Origin of the sequence: uncultured Gimesia sp., from assembly GCF_963976445.1 — a bacterium.
In the GTDB taxonomy this organism is placed as follows: domain Bacteria; phylum Planctomycetota; class Planctomycetia; order Planctomycetales; family Planctomycetaceae; genus Gimesia.
Window position 1 is genome coordinate 105,784 of the sequence record NZ_CAXBKP010000011.1, and the last position, 18,760, is coordinate 124,543.

At 48.6% G+C, this 18,760-nt stretch carries 16 protein-coding genes; 9 read left to right on the top strand and 7 right to left on the bottom strand.

Annotated features, from left to right (window positions below; genetic code table 11):
* Positions 1–134: 134 nt before the first annotated feature.
* The 6 genes from AAC022_RS14120 (at position 135) to AAC022_RS14145 (ending at position 6,696) form a co-directional block, all read left to right on the top strand.
* Positions 135–2,189, top strand: a complete 2,055-nt coding sequence (locus AAC022_RS14120; RefSeq protein ID WP_339731886.1) for an Hsp70 family protein — start codon at positions 135–137, stop codon at positions 2,187–2,189.
* A gap of 70 nt (positions 2,190–2,259) precedes the next feature.
* Positions 2,260–3,372, top strand: a complete 1,113-nt coding sequence (gene menC / locus AAC022_RS14125) for an o-succinylbenzoate synthase (protein ID WP_339731887.1) — start codon at positions 2,260–2,262, stop codon at positions 3,370–3,372.
* A gap of 147 nt (positions 3,373–3,519) precedes the next feature.
* Positions 3,520–4,032 carry an RNA polymerase sigma factor gene (locus AAC022_RS14130; RefSeq protein WP_339731889.1) on the top strand — a complete coding sequence of 171 codons (513 nt, stop codon included), beginning with the start codon at positions 3,520–3,522 and terminating at the stop codon, positions 4,030–4,032.
* 115 nt (positions 4,033–4,147) lie between these two features.
* Entirely contained in the window at positions 4,148–4,843 is a 696-nt protein-coding gene (locus AAC022_RS14135; protein WP_339731890.1) for a hypothetical protein, read from the top strand.
* A gap of 78 nt (positions 4,844–4,921) precedes the next feature.
* On the top strand, positions 4,922–6,001 hold the full coding sequence (locus tag AAC022_RS14140) for a lactonase family protein (protein WP_339731891.1): 1,080 nt from the start codon (positions 4,922–4,924) through the stop codon (positions 5,999–6,001).
* A gap of 278 nt (positions 6,002–6,279) precedes the next feature.
* A complete protein-coding gene (locus AAC022_RS14145; RefSeq protein ID WP_339731892.1) occupies positions 6,280–6,696 on the top strand; it encodes a hypothetical protein in 417 nt (138 codons plus the stop codon).
* Positions 6,697–6,770: 74 nt separating this feature from the next.
* Here AAC022_RS14145 and AAC022_RS14150 read toward each other — a convergent pair whose 3' ends face one another.
* Positions 6,771–7,103, bottom strand: coding sequence for a TfoX/Sxy family protein (locus tag AAC022_RS14150; protein ID WP_339731893.1), 333 nt, complete (start codon positions 7,101–7,103; stop codon positions 6,771–6,773).
* Between the two features lie 348 nt (positions 7,104–7,451).
* Here AAC022_RS14150 and AAC022_RS14155 point away from each other — a divergent pair, with 348 nt between their 5' ends.
* A complete protein-coding gene (locus tag AAC022_RS14155) occupies positions 7,452–8,384 on the top strand; it encodes a cytochrome c (protein ID WP_339731895.1) in 933 nt (310 codons plus the stop codon).
* Positions 8,385–8,393: 9 nt separating this feature from the next.
* Here the strand turns inward: AAC022_RS14155 and AAC022_RS14160 are convergent, their stop codons facing one another.
* Positions 8,394–10,079 (bottom strand): transglutaminase-like domain-containing protein, encoded by a 1,686-nt coding sequence (locus tag AAC022_RS14160; protein ID WP_339731896.1) that lies wholly within the window; start codon positions 10,077–10,079, stop codon positions 8,394–8,396.
* A 146-nt stretch (positions 10,080–10,225) separates the two neighbouring features.
* Between AAC022_RS14160 and AAC022_RS14165 the strand changes: the two genes are divergently transcribed.
* Positions 10,226–11,338 (top strand): alpha/beta fold hydrolase, encoded by a 1,113-nt coding sequence (locus tag AAC022_RS14165; protein ID WP_339731897.1) that lies wholly within the window; start codon positions 10,226–10,228, stop codon positions 11,336–11,338.
* A 68-nt stretch (positions 11,339–11,406) separates the two neighbouring features.
* Positions 11,407–11,883: a phosphohistidine phosphatase SixA gene (sixA, locus tag AAC022_RS14170; RefSeq protein WP_339731899.1), complete on the top strand. Its 477-nt coding sequence runs from the start codon at positions 11,407–11,409 to the stop codon at positions 11,881–11,883.
* A 79-nt stretch (positions 11,884–11,962) separates the two neighbouring features.
* Here sixA and AAC022_RS14175 read toward each other — a convergent pair whose 3' ends face one another.
* From AAC022_RS14175 to AAC022_RS14195, 5 genes are all read right to left on the bottom strand, one after another.
* Positions 11,963–12,634 (bottom strand): HAD family phosphatase, encoded by a 672-nt coding sequence (locus AAC022_RS14175; protein ID WP_339731900.1) that lies wholly within the window; start codon positions 12,632–12,634, stop codon positions 11,963–11,965.
* 89 nt (positions 12,635–12,723) lie between these two features.
* The gene (locus AAC022_RS14180) at positions 12,724–14,079 is read right to left on the bottom strand and encodes a heterodisulfide reductase-related iron-sulfur binding cluster (protein WP_339731902.1); all 1,356 of its coding nucleotides are present in this window, start codon (positions 14,077–14,079) and stop codon (positions 12,724–12,726) included.
* Positions 14,080–14,135: 56 nt separating this feature from the next.
* Positions 14,136–15,386 (bottom strand): FAD-binding oxidoreductase, encoded by a 1,251-nt coding sequence (locus AAC022_RS14185; protein WP_339731904.1) that lies wholly within the window; start codon positions 15,384–15,386, stop codon positions 14,136–14,138.
* Positions 15,387–15,455: 69 nt separating this feature from the next.
* The gene (locus AAC022_RS14190; RefSeq protein ID WP_339731906.1) at positions 15,456–16,922 is read right to left on the bottom strand and encodes an FAD-linked oxidase C-terminal domain-containing protein; all 1,467 of its coding nucleotides are present in this window, start codon (positions 16,920–16,922) and stop codon (positions 15,456–15,458) included.
* 217 nt (positions 16,923–17,139) lie between these two features.
* The gene (locus AAC022_RS14195) at positions 17,140–18,636 is read right to left on the bottom strand and encodes a DUF3604 domain-containing protein (protein WP_339731908.1); all 1,497 of its coding nucleotides are present in this window, start codon (positions 18,634–18,636) and stop codon (positions 17,140–17,142) included.
* Between the last annotated feature and the right edge of the window lie 124 nt (positions 18,637–18,760).

Sequence of the window (18,760 nt, forward strand, 5' to 3'; positions counted from 1 at the left end):
TCTTTGACTGGAAAAACAGGAATCAAGTGCTGGAGTGTTGCTGGTTTCCATGATAACATAGTAACAGTGCCCTTTCCTGTCATACTTCATCATCAAGTATGTGATAATCCTTATCTTTTGAGAGTCAATGCTTTATGCAGAAAATACAGGCCGTTGGAATCGATTTAGGAACGACTTATTCCTGTATCGCTCATCTGAACGAGCATGGGGAGCCGGTTACGATTCCCAATCAGGAAGGAGAGCTGTCCACACCCTCCGTCGCCATGTTTGACGGTGCAGAGGTGATTGTGGGAACAGAAGCATTGCGGCATGCGATTGTGAACCCCCTCAATGTCATTCAACATGCGAAGCGATTCCTGGGCAAACAGGACTTTCGCTGGGAGATTGACGGACGCTATTTCTCGCCGAAAGATATCTCGGCGTTTATCTTGAAGAAGCTGCTTTCTGCAGCCGAGGAACGCATTGGTCCCGTTGAATCAGCGGTGATTACGGTTCCGGCTCAATTCAGCGATGTTCAGCGTCAGCAAACAATCGCTGCTGGAAAACAGGCCGGATTGAAGCAGGTCGATCTGATCAATGAACCTGTGGCTGCCTCCCTCTGTTATGTATTGGGGAGCGAGGGCATGTGGTTTGCCGAGCTTGCTGAGGAACAGCGAATTCTGGTCTATGATCTGGGGGGCGGTACGTTCGATCTGTCTCTGGTCAAATACCAGAAGGATGAGGTCGATGTGATTGCCAGTGGTGGTGATTTGAAACTGGGGGGAATTGACTGGAACAGTAAATTGCAGGCAACCATCGCCGAGCAGTTTTTTAATGAATTTGGAGTCAATCCCTGTAACGATCCTGAAAGCCTCCAGTATCTGGCAAATGAAGTGGAGCAGGCGAAGCGCAGTCTGACTGTCAGACCTAAAACGACTCTTGCCTGCCAGGTCGGCTCAACACGAAAGACGTATCAGATCACGCAGTCGCAGTTTGAGCAACTCACTAAAGAGTTAGTTGAACAGACAACCAATATCACCAAAGCATTGTTGAAAGACAACAAGATGGGCTGGGCTCATGTGGATGTGGTATTAACGACCGGTGGTTCCTCCCGGATGCCGATGGTTCGTGATGCGTTAAAACAATCCAGTGGTACGACACCCAACCTGTCACTCCCTCCGGATCAGTCGATCGCGCATGGCGCCGCTTATTATGCCGGGATGCTGTTGAGTAATCGTAAATATGCCGAGTCGTTTCTGACGACCGAAGCAGCCAGCCGTCTTTCAAAAATCAAACAACATAGTGTCAATGCCCGTTCACTTGGGTTTCTGGTGAGAGACCAAATGGGGCAGCAGCGTATGCCACATTATCTGTTGCCTGCGAATACCAAGTTACCGGCATCGGTCAAACACACCTATGGAACGGTCTCACCCAATCAGCGCCGCGTGCATCTTAAATTGATTGAAAGTGGTGCTTCTCAGGATGAACCATTTGTGATCCTGGGAAATTGTGTCATCGAGGGATTGCCTGCTGATTTACCCGTCGATTCAAAAATCGAAGTGTTAATGGAATACGATTCGGAAGCTCGGGTGCATGTTTCTGCCAAGGATTGTACCAGTGGCAAAGAAGCGCGGATTGAAATCACGCGCGAGCAGAACCTGGTTCAGGGAACTTTGGAAGAGTCACGGGGGAAAGCAGTCCCTCAGGATCAAACAGATCTTTCAGAGCCGGTGATGCTGAAAGAAATTCTGGATCAGGCGGAATCCATCAAACCACCTGAGAAAAAGAGTGTCTCCCCTGAAAAACAGTCTTTTTCAGCTCAACCAAACCCGGTGGCACGTGGTTTGGATCGCTCAGAACGTCCGGTAGCTTTATGCAATCAATGTGGTGAGCCTCAACTGGGACCCCCTGGTTCCGATTGTTCCACTCCGGAACAACATACAAAAGGGGCATTGTCGACGCGAAAACCGGGCCCTCAAAAAAAGAGTAACAAACGCAAGCAGGTTCAGAAGAAAGGCAAACCGGATTCCGCACAGACAGCCCGCAAAAAGCAGTCAACATCTCAGCGATCTGTTTCGAATCAGGGGAAGCCACAAGGAAAAGCATCGGGAAAAGTACAGGGGAAGAAAAAGGCCAGGCCTCAAGCGAAGCCTGCTAGTCAATTGGATGCTGCAGAGAGCGAATTCTGGGATTTGCTAGAGGATGCCTAGCCCCGGTTTCTGTTCCAGATGAGAAATCGATCCCTTTACGAAATAAATTAGATAGGACTTGAGACGACGGATGAAAATTGAACGGATTGAACTGTTTCATGTAGCCATGCCCCTGATTTATCCCTGGCGAACAGCGTATGGAGAAGATGCTGCCATTCATTCTGTCTTATGCCGGATGATCAGCGGGTCTGTCGAAGGCTGGGGAGAAAGTACGCCACTGGCTGCTCCCTGCTACAGTCCGGAGTGGGCCGGTGGTGTGTTTCAGACGGTGTCTGAATGGCTGGCCCCGGCTCTGCTGGGGCAGGATATCGAGAGTGGTGATGCGTTACAGGAGCGTCTGTCGGTCTACAAAGGAAACCCCTTTGCCAAAGCCGCTTTGGATAATGCCTGGTGGAGTTTGCACAGCAGAATCACCAACGTGCCTTTGCATATTGCGTTAGGTGCCACGAGAAGTGAAGTGCCGGTCGGAGCCGATTTCGGGGTCATGGATCAAGTAGATGATCTCATCGAAGCGGTGGGGGCAGCTATAGCGGAAAATTTCCCTCGCATCAAACTCAAGTTTCGTCCGGGTTGGGATATTCCCATGCTCCAGGCAATTCGCGCGTCATTTCCAAACGAGACATTTCACATCGATTGTAATAGTGGGTATCGCTTGAAAGATGTCCCTCTGTTTCAAGCGATTGATGAATTTGAGCTGGCAATGATTGAGCAACCGCTCCAGCATGATGATCTCACCGACCATGCAAAGTTGCAGGAATTGATTCAGACGCCGGTTTGTCTGGACGAAAGTATTACTCATCCATATCGCGTACAGCAGGCGCTGGAATTGAAAAGTGCCCGTTATATGAATGTGAAGCCGGGCCGGGTTGGAGGACTTACGAACGCAGTGAAAATTCATGATCTGTGTCAACAGGCAGGAACTCCCTGCTGGGTTGGCGGCATGCTGGAAAGTGCAACCGGTGCCTCGCATTGTACCGCGTTAGCCATGCTCGATAATTTTACTTATCCAGCTGATATTTTCCCCAGTGAAAAATATTATCATGAGGATCTGGCGGAAGTTCCCCTGGCTTTGTTCGACATTGGTGGGGGAATTCCAGGCGTCAAAGCATTTCAAGAACTACCCAATCCAGACATGAATCGTCTGGAGTCCTTGACGATTCAAAAGAAAATCATTCGCTTGTGAAAGTTGCTTTTGTAGTAAGAGAATGGTAGCGAATGTATATTGCGTGAGATGTCAGTGAAGCAGAAAACTAAGAAAATTTCAATAAATTAGCTTTAATGGGGAATAACAAGGTGTGTTTCAGCATCTTCTCCTATAGAGAATCAGGTTATGTCATCACAGAACCATCAAAATTCTGAAGATCTTGCCTTGTTGGTTGAGCAGCACTATCAGCTGTTGTTTCGGTATGCCTACCGTTTGTCAGGCGACCGGACAGATGCTGAGGATTTGACTCAACAAACATATTTGATCGCTCAGAAAAAACTGTCTCAACTACGCGACATGCGTCTTGCGCGTTCGTGGCTTTGTACGATATTACGTAACTTATTCTTGAAAAAAGTATCTCAGAAGATCATTCCCGTCTCTCTTGGTCAAACGTTTGACGTGGCTGCTGAGGAAACAGTCCTGCCTGAACTGAATTCCCAAGAGTTACAGTATGCTCTGAAAGAATTACCTGAAGATTTTCGTGTCCCGTTGTTAATGTTTTATTTTGAAGAGCGATCTTACAAGGAAATTTCGACCGAACTCTCAATTCCTCTGGGAACTGTGATGAGTCGACTGGCGAGAGCCAAGTCGTTTTTGCAAGAGCGGTTTTCAGCACTTTCAACAACAATCCATTCCTAGGTTTTATCTTCTTTCTAAATGGTTAAGTGAATTTAAAATGTGTGCTTCTGAACCATCCCCATCATCCGGTTTTTCTGAGTCAGAAAATTCTGATCCAGGATCATTCTCCGATGAGATGGTGTTTCATCAACAGCTCAAGAACGTGTTGTTTGATGTAGAAGTTCCTGAAGGAATGAAAAATTCGCTACTTGCATCGCTGCAACAGCATGATGTTGGCGAAGTCGTGCGTGATCATTCACAAGACACGCGCCGAACACGTTTTCACAAAAGACCGGGAACGATTGCTGGGCTTTCAGCCTGTTTGATGTTTGCAGCACTGCTGACCTATTTCTGGGCCGCTCAGTTCCCCATCATTGCTCTGTCAAAATTCAGTCCGGAATTAAATCTGGATAGCCGTCTTCTCCCTGAATTTGATCACAATTTTGCAGCGCAATTGCCAACGCAAGGGGGCTGGCATCTCAAAGACCGTTTGGCCTTGATTGGCGATAAGTTTTATGGGGTGTCTACCAGTCAATCTTCGGCCAATGACGCTGCCGAAGCCCATGCTGCTGCTGTCGGTTTTTTCAGATTACAAATGGGGAATGCGCGGCCTGTTTTTGTGGCACTGGTACAGGTGCCAGCGAGTCGGGTTGATCCACTCCCTTCGCAAACCAGTTTTAATACTGGAAATGTGGAATATGCGCAACTCAAAAAGGGGAACTACGCCACCGTCAAATGGGTAGAAGATGATCGGGTTTATATCTGTATTGTCTATGGTGGCCCCCGTGAACTGGAAGCTCTGGGACGGGCTTTACAATCCGCTTCTGCTTGAAATTAGCCCCGGAACCAGCTCTACTAATAGAGATTACCATTTTCGATTTTGGTCTGGTTCATTTTTAGAGGGGCTGATATGGGGATTTCACTTCGTTTTTGTCTGATGGTTGTGGGGCTGGTTTTCTTGGCTGAAACTCCCTGTCGTGCTGCGAGTTTCGTTTATCTCTCCCTGGGGGGAGAAAAGAAAATCGCCATCTATCGACTCAATGAACAGGATGGTGCGTTAACTCACGTCGAGGATGTGCCGCTGGCCGGTGCTCCGGGATGTCTGGAAGTTGATCCCGAAAAGAAATTCCTGTTCGCATCAGTTCGCTCCGCCAAACAATTCATGAGCTTTGCCATTGATCCCGAGAATGGAAAGCTGAAGCAGATTTCAGCAGTTCCGGCCGGTGGGAATGCAGCCTATATCGCCACGGATAAAAACGGTGCTTATCTGTTTTCAGCATACTACGGGGAAGGCAAAGTCGCCGTTCATCGTCTTTTGAAAAATGGAGAAATCTCAGATGAGATTTTGCAGACGATTCCTACAGACAAAAATGCGCATGCGATTTTACCCGATCAAACGAATCGATTTGTGTTTGTCCCGCATACAGGACCCAACGCGGTCTATCAATTTTTGTGGGATGCCGAAAACGGGAAATTGACAGCAAATGACAAACCGATGTTTAAAGCGGCACCCGGTATGGAGCCGCGACATCTGGCGATTTCGAAAGACAATCGATTCATTTATTTTGATAATGAAAAAGGGAGTTCCGTCACAGCCTGCAAGCTGGATCCAAAGTCTGGGACTCTGACTCCTTTCCAGACGATCTCGACATTGCCTGCAGGCTTTTCAGGAAAGAATACTTGTGCAGACATTGAGCTTTCTCCTTCAGGGAAGAACTTGTATGCCTCGAATCGCGGCCATAACAGTATTGCCTGTTATCGTGTGGATCAGAAAACAGGACGATTAACCGCGCTGGAACAGGAACCAACCGAAGATATCCCGCGTTCATTTAATATTGATCCTGCCGGGACTTATCTCTATGCGGCGGGACAAAAGAATGGCAAATTAGCCGCTTACCGGATCTCACCCAAAACCGGTCAACTAAAACGGCTTGCGACTTATGAAGTCGGAAAATCGCCCTCATGGGTCGAAATCGTAAAGTTCCCCTAGTCCGCATTTTCTTGAGCAATATCGGGGCTGGTCAGCGGTTTTGAATAAAATCGTTCAGATCATTGTTTTTTAAAGTCGATGAATCTCCAATAACCAGAGCGCTTTTGATGACATTCTAGCAGTCTCTGTTCTTAATATGATTGGATCAATTCGATCTCGATACACGACTATCAACCTGAAATCGGTCTAACCGGTTTCAGGAATGATCGTTAGACAGTGTCTTGACGCTGCGAATTGTCGTTGACTTTAAAAATCACCCCTGTGAAGAGAGACTTTCCATGCGCTCTTCTGTTTTTGCTCTGCTGTTTGTATCTCAAGTATTCCTGACGACAGCCTTTGGTCAGGAACAAAAACCTCTACTGATCAGTTCCGATACCAAGGGAACCATCAGCGGAAAAAGCGCGGTGAATATCACGAGGGGGACTTCGAAAAAACAGTCGGGCCCCGCGTATCAACGAATGTCGGTCAGTCAGAGACTGATCCAGCAACGGGCGTTTCTGCAAGCCAAACAGCGAGTGAATCGGATTAACGCACGTAAGGCCATGGGAATTACGCCCGGGCGACCAACGGTGGCGTTCAATCCCAGCGCGATACCAACGAATGCACAAATAATGCAAGAGATGTCTTATTTCACATTGAGTCCTTTCATTAGTAGTGGTTTCTGGTATGGGCCCATCTATGATTCGGTTCCTTAAGACGACATCCAATCGAGATGAGTAGAAACAGATCTTGCTTGAACGATGACCACATTTGAAACTTGTTGGTTTGTTTAAGTTTTGGGTGGAAGTGTTTGCACAAACTTCACTGCCTGATTGACCCAATATTTCAGGGTTTCCTCATCATCAAAGCCAGGTTGGTCAACATAAATCATGCTTTTGAGTGGTTTGCCGGTGAAATCCATCTCGCGCGTAAACGGTTCTTCTAATGCCTTGAGTGCGTTTTTCTCTCCCAGTCGCAGCATGAGCTCATTCTGAGTCACTCCACAGCACATGTGCCCGTGCAGCATATAGCAGATCCCGCCGAACATTTTTCGCTGCGAAAATCCTCTACGGCGTTTCAATAACTGATGGACTCGCTCTGCCAGTTGTTCGTCGTAAGCCATGATCAATCCAAAATGAGAAATGGGACGATTTCAGTCGAACGGCTCAAAGCGACCTTTTCCCCATTCAAAGAGCTCGTCTGCTGCCAGTGAAATGCTGCCAGTGAAATTCTATGACACCTTCTATTTTTTTCAACCCGCCCTTCATCTTCATCCTGGCTTTGGCGATTTCGAATGTGCCAGTTGGCATAATGCAACAGTTCAAGTCCATGTTCCGAATAGTGAAAACAGGATCTGGATTGAGTTTGACACTTTTTTTCTTAAATAGATGAACAAAAAATAATTGTTTGTTATTCTAAATGATGAGAGTATCTCTATGTGACAATTGAAAACGTGAGAGCGTAACTAGCTATGTCTTATTTAAGAATCCTGATTTTCATTGGATTATGTGTTTTTGCTACATCCATTGAGCCTGCCTATAGTCAACGACAGGATGCTGGTCCCGAGGCGGAAAATGCAGCTGAAGTGGGCAACAGAAACAGACGATTTCATTCCCTGAGCCGGCCGGGTTTGCATAATGTGTTTCAAATCGATGATCAGATTTATTCAGGAAGTGGTCCAGAAGGGAAACAGAGTTTTGACGCCCTGAAAAAAATGGGGATCAAAACGATCATCAGCGTCGATGGAATGAAACCGGATGTTCAACTGGCGAAAGCAGCCGGGATGAAGTATGTCCATATCCCCATCGGCTACGATGGGATTTTCGAAGATGCCAATCTGGCATTTCTGCGGGCGGCAAAAGAGTTGAAAGGGCCGGTGTATATTCATTGTCATCATGGTCGGCATCGGGGACCGGCGGCCGCGGCGATGGTAGGGATGTGTCGGGGAAGTCTCGATAAAGAACGGGCCTTATTGTTTTTGAATCAAGCCGGGACCAGTAAAGATTATGCAGGTCTCTGGAGAGACGTCAGGCAGTTTCGACTCCCTCCAGCTGATGTGGTATTGCCAGAATTGGTTGAGTCAGCCCGCGTCGAACCGATGGTGACTGCGATGGCGCATATCAGCCAATATTATGAGGAATTGCAAAAAAAGGCAGAGAGTGACCCTCGGGATGAGAAGCACGCGATGCGAATCTCAGTGCTCTTACGCGAAGCGTTTCACGAGTCGGTACGAAAACATTCTGATGACTACGATGACACTTTTAAAAAATGGATGCATGAATCAGAAATGGAAGTCAAGCAAGTGGAAGCGGCACTCAAACAGGGAAATCAGAAACAGGTGACCGCCAGTTTGAAACAGCTCAAGTCACAATGTAAATGCTGTCACAAAGCGTATCGAAATTAAGCCGTTGTTTTATTCCGTCTCTTTCCAGACCAGTTGAACTTTGATTCCTTTGCCTTTCCCTTTGGGGGACGGTGTCAAATTCATCTCGAAATGATTATCTGTACGTTGCAGATGTGCCAGGGCACGCGGTGCAAACTGGAAAATCAATTCGGAGTTCAATTGTTTGATCGACTCCACGGGGTCGGTTCCGTTTGAATTTTCAATACGAATAAAGCATTCATAAACAGCCGTTGGTTGGTTTTGAATCCATTGATCAAGTGAGATGGCGAGTGTCTGATTTGTGTAAACTCCCTCCAGTTTGTGCCATGATTTCGTATTCGGCGACACATAAACCATGGGAATCGGTGTTGCTGGGTTTAGCGCGAGTTCAAGCTTGCCTTTGAGCAGGACGTAAGGCCAACTCAAATGCCATTGTCGTCGATTTGGCGCTGTTTGTTTCAGATTTTGAATCTGGCGAACGGTCCGAGTTAACGTCCCATTACCAACGACGGGAGGTCGAGAAGCATCTGAGCTGTTTTTTTGGTGCACATACTCGGGATTAGTAAATCGAAATTCTACGCGGTCCAGCGGTTCCAGCATGGGGGAGAGAGTCGAGTCGCTCATTTGCGGATGTCGTTCTGATGCCCGGTTGTTGTTTGTCGAAGTGTATAAGTCCGCAATTAAATGTGAGGGACTGCCAATGGGATCGCGTTTCGTTTTGGTGATCAGTTCCGGATGTCGGGCAAGTTCTTCGACTCCCGCGATAGTGCCTTTTTGATTTCGGTAGAATACCTGGTGGTCTGCGTCAAACATATGCCATTGCCCGTCATAAAATGCTTCTGCAACGACGTGTCCTGATAGTCCCCAGACGCGGCTGCGCAACCCTGCTTTCCTGGCGAGAACAGCGAAGTTGGTGGCGCAGTCATCACAGAAACCGTAGCCATAGACATTGAGGAATTTTACAGGGTCATGCAGTTCATCCCCCTGCTCTGCCGGTGTAAAGTGATAGCGCCAGTCAACCAGAAGTTTCCAGATGGCGAGGGCTTTTTCTTCTTCCTGCATACCCGGTTTTAAAATACTAGCCAGCATTGCGTTCTGGCTGGACAGGTCGGGAGCTCCTTTCCGTTTCCAGTGGGGCTCTACTTTGATTTGGGGATCAAGATTATGCCAGATCAGTTTCACGGGGTGAATAGTTCGTTCGGGGAAAGAAGGGAATTCGATTGCTGACTGTGTTGCTGATAAAACGAAGCTACTTTCTTTCTCAAGATAGGATTCCTTGTTTACCAGCTCGTATTTTTTGCCGTTTGTTTTGGGGTGAGAGGAATCACTGGCTGAAAAATAGAGTGTGTCGGTGGTCCAATGACTATAGTGCCCCCTGCCCTGCTCTCTGATCAGTTTGTGGCGCGCGTGGGGATGTGGTAATGGTTTGCCATCTTCTAATAAAACACACTTTGAACTCGATTCGCGATCCGCGCTGCGGGGAATTGCCAGTCGCGCACGATAGCAGGAACCCTGATCGTGTAAAATGGCGTCAGGAGTAATCAACTCGCGTGTGGTCTCCGATTTGATCGTTGATCGGATTTCCGGCTGAAGACGGTCTTGCTGACGGTTCTGAGTCTGCAGAGATTGATAAGAGAACACGATTGGTAACGGGTTTACAGATACGAACGAGATACTTGTGAAGTACAGGCAGAATAGTAGTTGTTTTTTCTTCATAATGAACTCTTGTTTGAGTCAGCAGGAAAAACCTCAGAAAATGAAACTAAGCTGTTGTGAATGATATCAGGAATGGATGATAATGCATTCGTATTTCTATTTATTTGATTGGTATGCTTATGCGAATGTTATATCTGTGTTCACTTATGAGTCTGTGCTGTGTTCTCTTTGATCAGGGCGCGATGAAAGCAGAAGAGCCGGTTGTCAGAAAACGTTCTGAACCTGCCAAAATCAGTTCCTGTTGGGATGATCTGCTTGAAGGAGTTGAAACACCTGAAGAGTGGGTGGCACGTAAAAAAAATCTCAGACAACGCTATCTGGACCTGATCCGAGATCAGTTTAAACCCAAGAAACCGGAGATGGAAATCCAATTTCATGATACGGTGATTGTCGATGGTGTCTATCGTAGGCAGTTGATAAGTTATCAGGTAGAAGAGGGAGAACGGGCACATGCATTTCTGGGAGTTCCATTGACTCTCCAGGGGCCAGCGCCAGCGGTCGTTGCTTTACATGGAACTTATGCCAATGGCAAGGAGCGAGTGGCGGGGTTAGTTGATAATCCGGATAAAGCGTATCTGGATCATTTGTGTCGCCGGGGTTATGTGGTGATTGCGCCCGACCATTTTGTCGCAGGTCATCGAACTCCGGAACCACGCGCTTATGATACAACGGAGTTCTACAAAAAACATCCGGAGTGGACTGCGGTCGGAAAATTTACCTATGAGCATTCGATTGCCATTGATGTCCTCGAAACGATGAGAGAGGTGAATCAAGACCGAATTGGAGTACTCGGACATTCATTGGGAGGTCACGGTTCCATGTTTTTGGCTGCCTATGATGAACGAGTTCAGGCTGCCGCGGGAAACTGCAGTGCTTCATTTTTCCGGCAGAATTTGAGAGTCGAAGGCTGGTCGCGCAATAGCTGGTATGTTTACTTTAAGCATATTCGTCCCGGTTTATTGAAAGGAGAGTTGCCTCCCATTGATTTTCATGAAATCATGGCTTTGGTTGCGCCGCGTGCCTATCTCGATTTATCGGGCCTCAATGATGGAGACCCACTGACGCAACGACAGCGGATTCTGATGTTACTGAAAGTAATGGACGTGTATGAGTTGGAGCAGGCCCCCCAAAACTTCGCCTTTTTTGTACATGGCAAAGGGCATTCGGTTGCTCATGAGTCACGAGAATTGATGTATGGCTGGATGGATACGCATTTGAAGCCCCAATCAGCGACAAAGACAAAACTCGTGATTCCATAATCCCCCAGATCACTCTCAGAATATTTCTTGTTGGTTAACCTGACACATCGGTCGAAAAGAGGAGTTAGATGGAGCTAATCGTTATCAGGCATGGAAAAGCAGAAAATGCAGGTGTGGTTCCGGGAGGCGATTCCGCCCGTCCTTTGACCGAGCACGGCAGTCACCAGTTTCGAAAAGTGGCGAAATGGATTGGCAAGCATCACAGTGCTCCCGATTTAATCTTGCATAGCCCCCTAGTCAGAACGACGCAGACGGCTCAGATTTTACAGGATGTCGTTGAATTGAGCGATGATTTATGCTCTCCACAGAACTGGCTGGGGTTTGGGCTGAATCTGGATGCACTCATTTCCCATGTCCGATCGACTGCCTGTGAACGCATTGCAATTGTCGCGCATATGCCGGATGTGGCGCGCTGTACCTCTGATCTGATCGGCGGTGGTTCGATCACGTTCAAGCCAGGAAATGCGGCTTGTATTCAGTTCGATTCGATCATTGGGATCGGGCAAGGCAGTTTGAAGTGGCACCTCAGTGCGCCTTTATTTTAAGGCTGCCAGGTGCGCTGCCATTAAACGCTGAATTGCAGAGAAGGTGAAGGTGGCGACAAGCGGGCTCACTTTCTGGTGCTTATGATTTGTTACCTGTGAATAAATCCAACAGTCGCTTGTCGGTCAGACTGTCGGCGATCAAGTTGGCGGAAGTGAAATCACCGTAGTCGCTATATTCATGAGGAATGGAAACAACATAAGCCCCTGCCCCGACTCCGGATTTGGTGCCGGTTTCACTGTCTTCTAAGACCAGCATGCGGTCAGGCTCGACTCCCAGCTTTTGGGCGGCTGTCAGATAAATTTCCGGATGGGGTTTGCCATGCGTCACATCTTCTGCCGTTAAAGTGATCGGAAAGCGGTGTGACAGATCAAACTGGTTAAGTAATGTTTCCAGATAAGGCCGTGGAGAAGAGGTGGCGACTCCTTTGGGAACGTCCAATTCATCCAGATAATCTAACAGTTCGAACAATCCCTGCATCGGTTTTAAATGTTGATCAAGGAGCGAGTGAAAGATTTCCTGGCTTTCCACCCAGAGCTCATGTGGATCTTCCGGCTCGTTGAGATGGCTGGAAAGGTGTTGAAACCCTTCCATGGCGCGACGGCCCATCATGCCTTGCAGAATCTCAGGAGTCATTTTTTTTCCACGACGTTGCAGCAAGGCATCGCCTGAGAGAAAAAAAACGTGCTCGGTGTTAAACATGAGACCGTCCAGGTCAAAGGCAACTGCCTGGATCGGGGAATTATCTGACATGGGGTAACTCTTTAAAAACAATTTGAGAGAGACGAAAACTTTTTAGAAGTAGAATAGTCTTTCAGAGAGCACGGATCAACTTAGCTGGCTTACAGTGCCGGTTTTTGTTTTCGATAGCTGAGATCCAGGATTTCCATGGGATGCGCAACCCAGAGTGGTTTGTGCGCCTGACGTAATTGTGAATCAATCTGTAATGTACAGCCGACATTACCACTGATGACAACATCCGCCCCTGTATCAAGAATGTTTTTCAGTTTCCGTTGCCCCAATTGATCCGCCATCTCCGGCTGGGTCAGATTATAGCTTCCCGCTGCACCACAGCAGATCGTTGACTCATTCAGCGGGATCAATTCCAGACCGGGAACCAGTTCGAGTAACTTTCGGGGCTGGTTCTGTATTTTTTGTGCATGCACCAGGTGGCAGGCATCGTGATAGGTCGCGCGAATTGGAATTTCGCCTTCTGGAGCAATCGGACCCAATTCAAACAGGAACTCTGAAATATCTCGAAATTTCGATGCCAGTTGTTTCAGTTTTTCGACCTGTTCTGCAGGGACGCCTTTGGTTTCTTCTGCGATGTGACCGTAATCTTTAAGCATGGCCCCACAGCCAGCGACGTTTACGATAATCGCGTCGATTTCATCCAGGTCAAAGGCCGCCAGATTCCGTAGCGCGAACTCGATTGCCTCCTGATCGGCGCCACTGTGATAATGAATCGCGCCACAACAGCCTTGTGTACGAGGGACAACGACTTCACAGCCATTTGCTTGTAATACTCGGGCCGTCGCATGATTCACATGGCTATACATTGCCTCCGAGACACAGCCGGTGAAGAGAGCGACGCGGGCGCGTTGCACTCCCTTCGCTGGTAAAATCTCTGGTAATGCAGGCTCAGCAGGCTTGAGACGTGGTAGCAGATTGTTCATCCGTCTTAATTTGGCAGGTAATAAATAAGGCAGCCTTAAAGCATTGACCACTTTGTCGATTTTTAAAAACTGCATGACGCGCGCAGGCAAGAGTGTCCAGCGGATGCGGTTCGGGTAAGGAAAGAGACGATACAGGATCCAGCGGTGGAACCAGTCGTGTTGTGACCCTGCAGCAGAGTCCAGTTTGTGCACATCAACACGGAAAGGTTCGATTAAACGCCCGTATTGGACACCAGAAGGACAGGCCGTCTCACAGCTGCGACAGTCCAGGCAGAGATCAAGGTGGCCTCGGACGGCGTCTGAGAGCTCAATCCGTTGATCGACGATGGCCCGCATCAGGTAGATGCGTCCGCGCGGGCTGTCATTTTCATTGCCCGTTTCCAGATAGGTCGGACAGGCGGCGGTACAGAGACCACAGTGGATGCAGTCCAGAAAGTTCTCATAGGGGATCTGCGAACCGGGAACCTGTTCTGGATCTTTTGAGAAGACAGCCGAATTGGAAGGGGAACTACCGGGTTTCATATGTTAACTCGTACGAAGTGATTCGTTCAAATAATTAAGATGACAATGCTACAGGACTATGCTTCTACCAGTTCTGAAAATCGTTGAGAACTCAGTAGATGGCCAGGGTCTAACGCATTTTTGAGTTGTTGCATTAATGACCACCCCGAAGGAGCTGTACAAAACAGCGGGAGCGATTCAGCCCACTCTGATTCACATTGATAGACTGTTAAATGTCCTATCTGGGGGGAAATTTCTTTCTGCAACTGGTTCAGGATTTGTTTGACGTCTTCCAGAGAGCTGGCTGAGTCAGGCAAGTGACCATATACAATTCCATCAGCGGCATGAGCTTGAACGGCGATGTCGAATCGCGTCGCTGCTTCTACAAATTTCATCATTTGCGAAGGGAGCACAACCGCTTTCAGGGTGACAGGATCATCAGAGGATGTCTGGTATTCGGTGAACGCGTGATAAAGTCTGGTGGCATTTTCGGTTTCCACGATTTGTGAACTCAGAGGTGAGAATTCTTTCCACTCTTCTCTGATCCGGTCTGTTTGCCAGTTGACGACATTGGCCGGACCTTCATAACAGACACAGATGACCTGATGCTCTGAAGGGAGCTCGGAACGCGATTCCGCCGCAATTTGCCGGGCCGCTTTGCTGTTGCAATATTCAACGGCGGTTGGTCTGGTACCGGATGTGATAATCGCTTCCAGCGCACGATCTGCATCTTGACAGGAGTCAAAGGCGAACCAGACCAGACTCATTGTTTCCGGTTTGGGGCGCAGGTTCAGTGAAACCTGGCTGATTACGGCCAGGGTTCCCAGAGACCCGACCAGCATTTTGCCCAGATCATAACCGGCGACATTTTTGACGACTCTTCCCCCGGATTTGAACAGATTTCCTGTTCCATCGATGGCGGAAATTCCAATCACGTAGTCCCGAATCGTTCCATAGGAAAATCGTCTAGGGCCACAGGCATTGGTAGCGATCACGCCTCCCAGCGTGGCACGATTCGACTGGGGAACGTCAATCGGCAGACGTTGTCCTTCCGCTGACACAATTTCATTGAGCTGATCGAGTTGCATCCCTGCTTCGACGGTGATCGTCATATCACGGACGGGATAGTCAATCACCCGGCTAAGTTTGGAAGTACAAACCAGAGTCCCGGATTGACTGGAAGGGCAACACACCGACAACGACGTTCGACCGCCGACAGGAAAAATCTGATTGTGGGATGTCGCCGCATTTTCAGTCATAAAACGACTTAGCTCAGTCTGCGATGCGGGAACGAATTCTTCCAGAGAACCGGAATGAGTAGGCGACATAGGTCTTCTTTCAGTAGCCTTAATAAAAATTGACAGTGAAGCAGTTTAACCAGAGGAGATTCTCAAAAATCAATGTGGTGCACGGCGTGCGGGATGCGACTGGACAACTCCTGATTTCTCATCAGCTTGATGCGGAGGCAGAACTTTGTCTCGGCTGCAGATTTGCCGGGGGTTAAAAATATTGCGCACCGTTTCCATCGTGGCCAGATCCGTTTCATTAAAGATCCGACTCATGAAGTTGATTTTTTCCACACCGATTCCATGTTCGCCTGTAACACTTCCGCCCAGTTCCAGGCACTTTTCCAGAATCGCTTCACTTGCTTCCAGGACCTTTTGAATTTGCTCTTGATCGCGCTCATCAAACAGCAGGATCGGATGCACGTTTCCATCGCCGGCGTGGAACACATTTACGATCCTTATGTCATACCGTTTTTCGGTTTCTTGGATAAAATCGAGAATTTCCGGGAGTCGCGTCCGCGGGACCACGCCGTCCTGAGTACAGTAGCTCGGGCTGAGTCGACCAATGGCGCCAAAAGCCTGTTTGCGGCTTTTCCAAATGAGTTGTCGTTCTTCCGGGGTATCTGCTCTTTGGATTTCCCGGACGTTGCAACTTTCACAAATCTCCAGAATCTGGCGCACTTCTTCATCGAGGGCAATTTCGAGTCCGTCCACTTCGATCAATAAGACGGCACCGGCGTCCAGGGGAAAGCCAAAGTGAAATGCTTCTTCTACCGCCTGGATAATTCCATGGTCCATCATTTCCAGTGCGGACGGGATGATGCCTGCTGCAATAATGGTAGAGATAGCGCGTGTGGCATCAGCGATGGTCTGAAAGACTGCCAGCATGGTGCGGTGAGCTTCCGGATCGCGTGTCAGCCTGACGATCGCTTTGGTACAAATTCCGAATGTGCCTTCGTTGCCTACATACAGACCATGCAGGTCATATCCAGGAGTTTCAGCAGTGGGGCCGCCGAGTTCGATGATCGTACCATCGGGCAAGACCGCCTCTAGTCCGAGGACATGATTGGTGGTGACCCCATATTTTAAGGTATGTGGCCCACCGGAGTTCGTCGCAATATTTCCGCCAATGGTACAGGAGCCCTGGCTGGAAGGATCGGGGGCATAGTGGTACCCGGTCCCTTTGAGTGCGTTGGTCAGATGCAAATTCACCATGCCCGGTTCCACGATGGCATAGCGGTCTCTGAGGTTGATCTCCAGAATGCTTTTCATCTTTGTCAGGACAATCATGACCCCGCCGCCAATGGGGAGACAACCGCCGGAAAGGCTGGTCCCCGCTCCCCGGGCCAGAAACGGGACATTGAACTGATTGCATATCTTGACGATTGCTGAAACCTGCTCGGTCGATATCGGGAAAATCACAATGTCGGGAGCTGCTTTGTCGACGATGTAACCGTCGCATTCGTAGACCAGTAATTCGTCGGCATCATACAGAATGCTGGTTTGACCAACAATTTGGGTTAACTGTTGAACTAACGCAGTAAAAGGCGGGCTCCCTGCTGTCAATTTATCTAACAAGGGAGTTTCTTGTGTTATCGTCTGGTTGGTAGAATCAACCATTGTCGTGGGATGCTTTCAATGAGACTGAAAGAAAATAGGTTAGACTTTGAACTGTATTTTAAAGCAAATCCGGTCCAGGAATCAATTCTCTGCTTGCAGCTTCATTCAATTCGGATCGTTTAAAATGAGACTATGGCGAGGCAGGTGAAGGATTATCGGTTACAAAGGGCTCTAATTACTTTTTATTGACCCAGATGGGACTGGACCAGGCCATTTCCCCGTTGGCTTGAATCACACGGACATAGTACCAGTCGTCTTTGTTTCCGTCGCCGTCATCTTCAAATTCAAACTCGGTTTCCCAGTGGTCATGGAATACAAGTCGGTGCAACATGGCTGATTCCCAGGGAAATGGTCGCGTAAACAGCATTTCATTACTGGTGGCAAGCTCAGCAAAAGTCTGGGTTAACTGACATTCATTGGGCTGGGTGCATGAAATCGAAACTTTCGTGTTGGCGTCTCCCTGGATCCGCATCACAATTGCTTTTTGAGACCAGTCATCCACCTGTTGTTTGAGAGCCGTGAATGATTGAACCTTGAGCTGATTCGATGTTTGTTCCAGAATGCGATCGCGGCGAAATTCATCGAGTGGACCTGTGGTAAAACAGGGTTGAACCTGCTGAAGCTGTCCCCCTTCGATATCGACGGTGAAATTCCAGTCAGCCGTTCCACCCCAGCCTAACGCCGGCCAGGGGCCCCAGCCGTATTCGAATCGCAGGACAACAGGCTGATCCCAGGCACTCTGATCCGGTTCTCGATCCACGGGAAAATCCCGGTGAATCACACGCCCGTTTTTCAGGACTTCGACGCGATCGATTTCATCCCAGCCGCGTACATGGACTTTGAGCCGACGTTCTCGGGTGTACTCTAGTTCTTGTCCCATCATCTGGTCGTTCAGGAAAAAATCGAGTTCAATCCGGTCTCCGGTCACGGCATAGGTCCGTCGGTTCTGGATCGCATCAAACAGGGCTTCGCGGGTCAGCTCGGTGGCTTTGATGGCAGCGAGTCCTTCCCGGTAGCCGCCGGGATGGCCCAGGTGATCGTCGGTGCTGGCGATCACTCCCAGCCGATGTCCCTGATTCAGATAATATTGCAGCGTGTGTTTGGTCCAACGCCCCCCTTCCGTGTGCCGTTTGTAAGGAAACGGCGCACGATCATGTTCAGCGCAGCCCCATTCCGAGTGAATTTCCAGAACGGGTGAAACATTGGGATCCATCTTGCTGGCATCAAAACCACGGTGTCCGAGTCGGTTCGCGGGATGGTGTGGGATCAGCAGGCAACCTCTTTGTCTGGCGAATGCCTGAAGTTCGGCCAGATCTTCGATGAGTTCATAATCTCCTTTGAGATCCGGGAAGAGAATGTGGTAGTCCCCTTCCTGGGTCCCATGTCGTTCATATCCCAGAATGGTGACGAACTCTCCCGGCTTCTCAAACTGTTTTGCCAACTCCACGACTTCTGGCCAGCGGGAACGCGCAATATGGAATCCGTTTTTCCATTTATGAGTAATTTTCCCGTCGTAGTCTTCTACGTCAGGCCAATAGGAGTGAGGAGTAAAAGCATAGAAGTCGAGATGATTGCGTGCAATTTCAAAGGAGCGATCCAGAGAACCTTGCGCGTAGCCTACCTGATTGTGATTGTGCAGGTCACCGAAGTAATTCTTGAATTCTGTTGCCATTAGATTTATGCAATTCTGAATTTGTGAGACGGTTTTGAACCAAAAGAACTGTCATCAGTTTATCAGAATCGGTTATCTGCAGAAATACAAGCGATACAGCTGGTCTGGTTTGAAGAATGTTTCT

What these genes read in the sequence shown, in the direction of transcription:
- AAC022_RS14120 (WP_339731886.1), top strand. Translation starts at nt 135, where the DNA reads ATGCAGAAAATACAGGCCGTTGGAATCGATTTAGGAACGACTTATTCC.
- menC (WP_339731887.1), top strand. Translation starts at nt 2,260, where the DNA reads ATGAAAATTGAACGGATTGAACTGTTTCATGTAGCCATGCCCCTGATT.
- AAC022_RS14130 (WP_339731889.1), top strand. Translation starts at nt 3,520, where the DNA reads ATGTCATCACAGAACCATCAAAATTCTGAAGATCTTGCCTTGTTGGTT.
- AAC022_RS14135 (WP_339731890.1), top strand. Translation starts at nt 4,148, where the DNA reads ATGGTGTTTCATCAACAGCTCAAGAACGTGTTGTTTGATGTAGAAGTT.
- AAC022_RS14140 (WP_339731891.1), top strand. Translation starts at nt 4,922, where the DNA reads ATGGGGATTTCACTTCGTTTTTGTCTGATGGTTGTGGGGCTGGTTTTC.
- AAC022_RS14145 (WP_339731892.1), top strand. Translation starts at nt 6,280, where the DNA reads ATGCGCTCTTCTGTTTTTGCTCTGCTGTTTGTATCTCAAGTATTCCTG.
- AAC022_RS14150 (WP_339731893.1), bottom strand. Translation starts at nt 7,103, where the DNA reads ATGGCTTACGACGAACAACTGGCAGAGCGAGTCCATCAGTTATTGAAA.
- AAC022_RS14155 (WP_339731895.1), top strand. Translation starts at nt 7,452, where the DNA reads ATGTCTTATTTAAGAATCCTGATTTTCATTGGATTATGTGTTTTTGCT.
- AAC022_RS14160 (WP_339731896.1), bottom strand. Translation starts at nt 10,079, where the DNA reads ATGAAGAAAAAACAACTACTATTCTGCCTGTACTTCACAAGTATCTCG.
- AAC022_RS14165 (WP_339731897.1), top strand. Translation starts at nt 10,226, where the DNA reads ATGAGTCTGTGCTGTGTTCTCTTTGATCAGGGCGCGATGAAAGCAGAA.
- sixA (WP_339731899.1), top strand. Translation starts at nt 11,407, where the DNA reads ATGGAGCTAATCGTTATCAGGCATGGAAAAGCAGAAAATGCAGGTGTG.
- AAC022_RS14175 (WP_339731900.1), bottom strand. Translation starts at nt 12,634, where the DNA reads ATGTCAGATAATTCCCCGATCCAGGCAGTTGCCTTTGACCTGGACGGT.
- AAC022_RS14180 (WP_339731902.1), bottom strand. Translation starts at nt 14,079, where the DNA reads ATGAAACCCGGTAGTTCCCCTTCCAATTCGGCTGTCTTCTCAAAAGAT.
- AAC022_RS14185 (WP_339731904.1), bottom strand. Translation starts at nt 15,386, where the DNA reads ATGTCGCCTACTCATTCCGGTTCTCTGGAAGAATTCGTTCCCGCATCG.
- AAC022_RS14195 (WP_339731908.1), bottom strand. Translation starts at nt 18,636, where the DNA reads ATGGCAACAGAATTCAAGAATTACTTCGGTGACCTGCACAATCACAAT.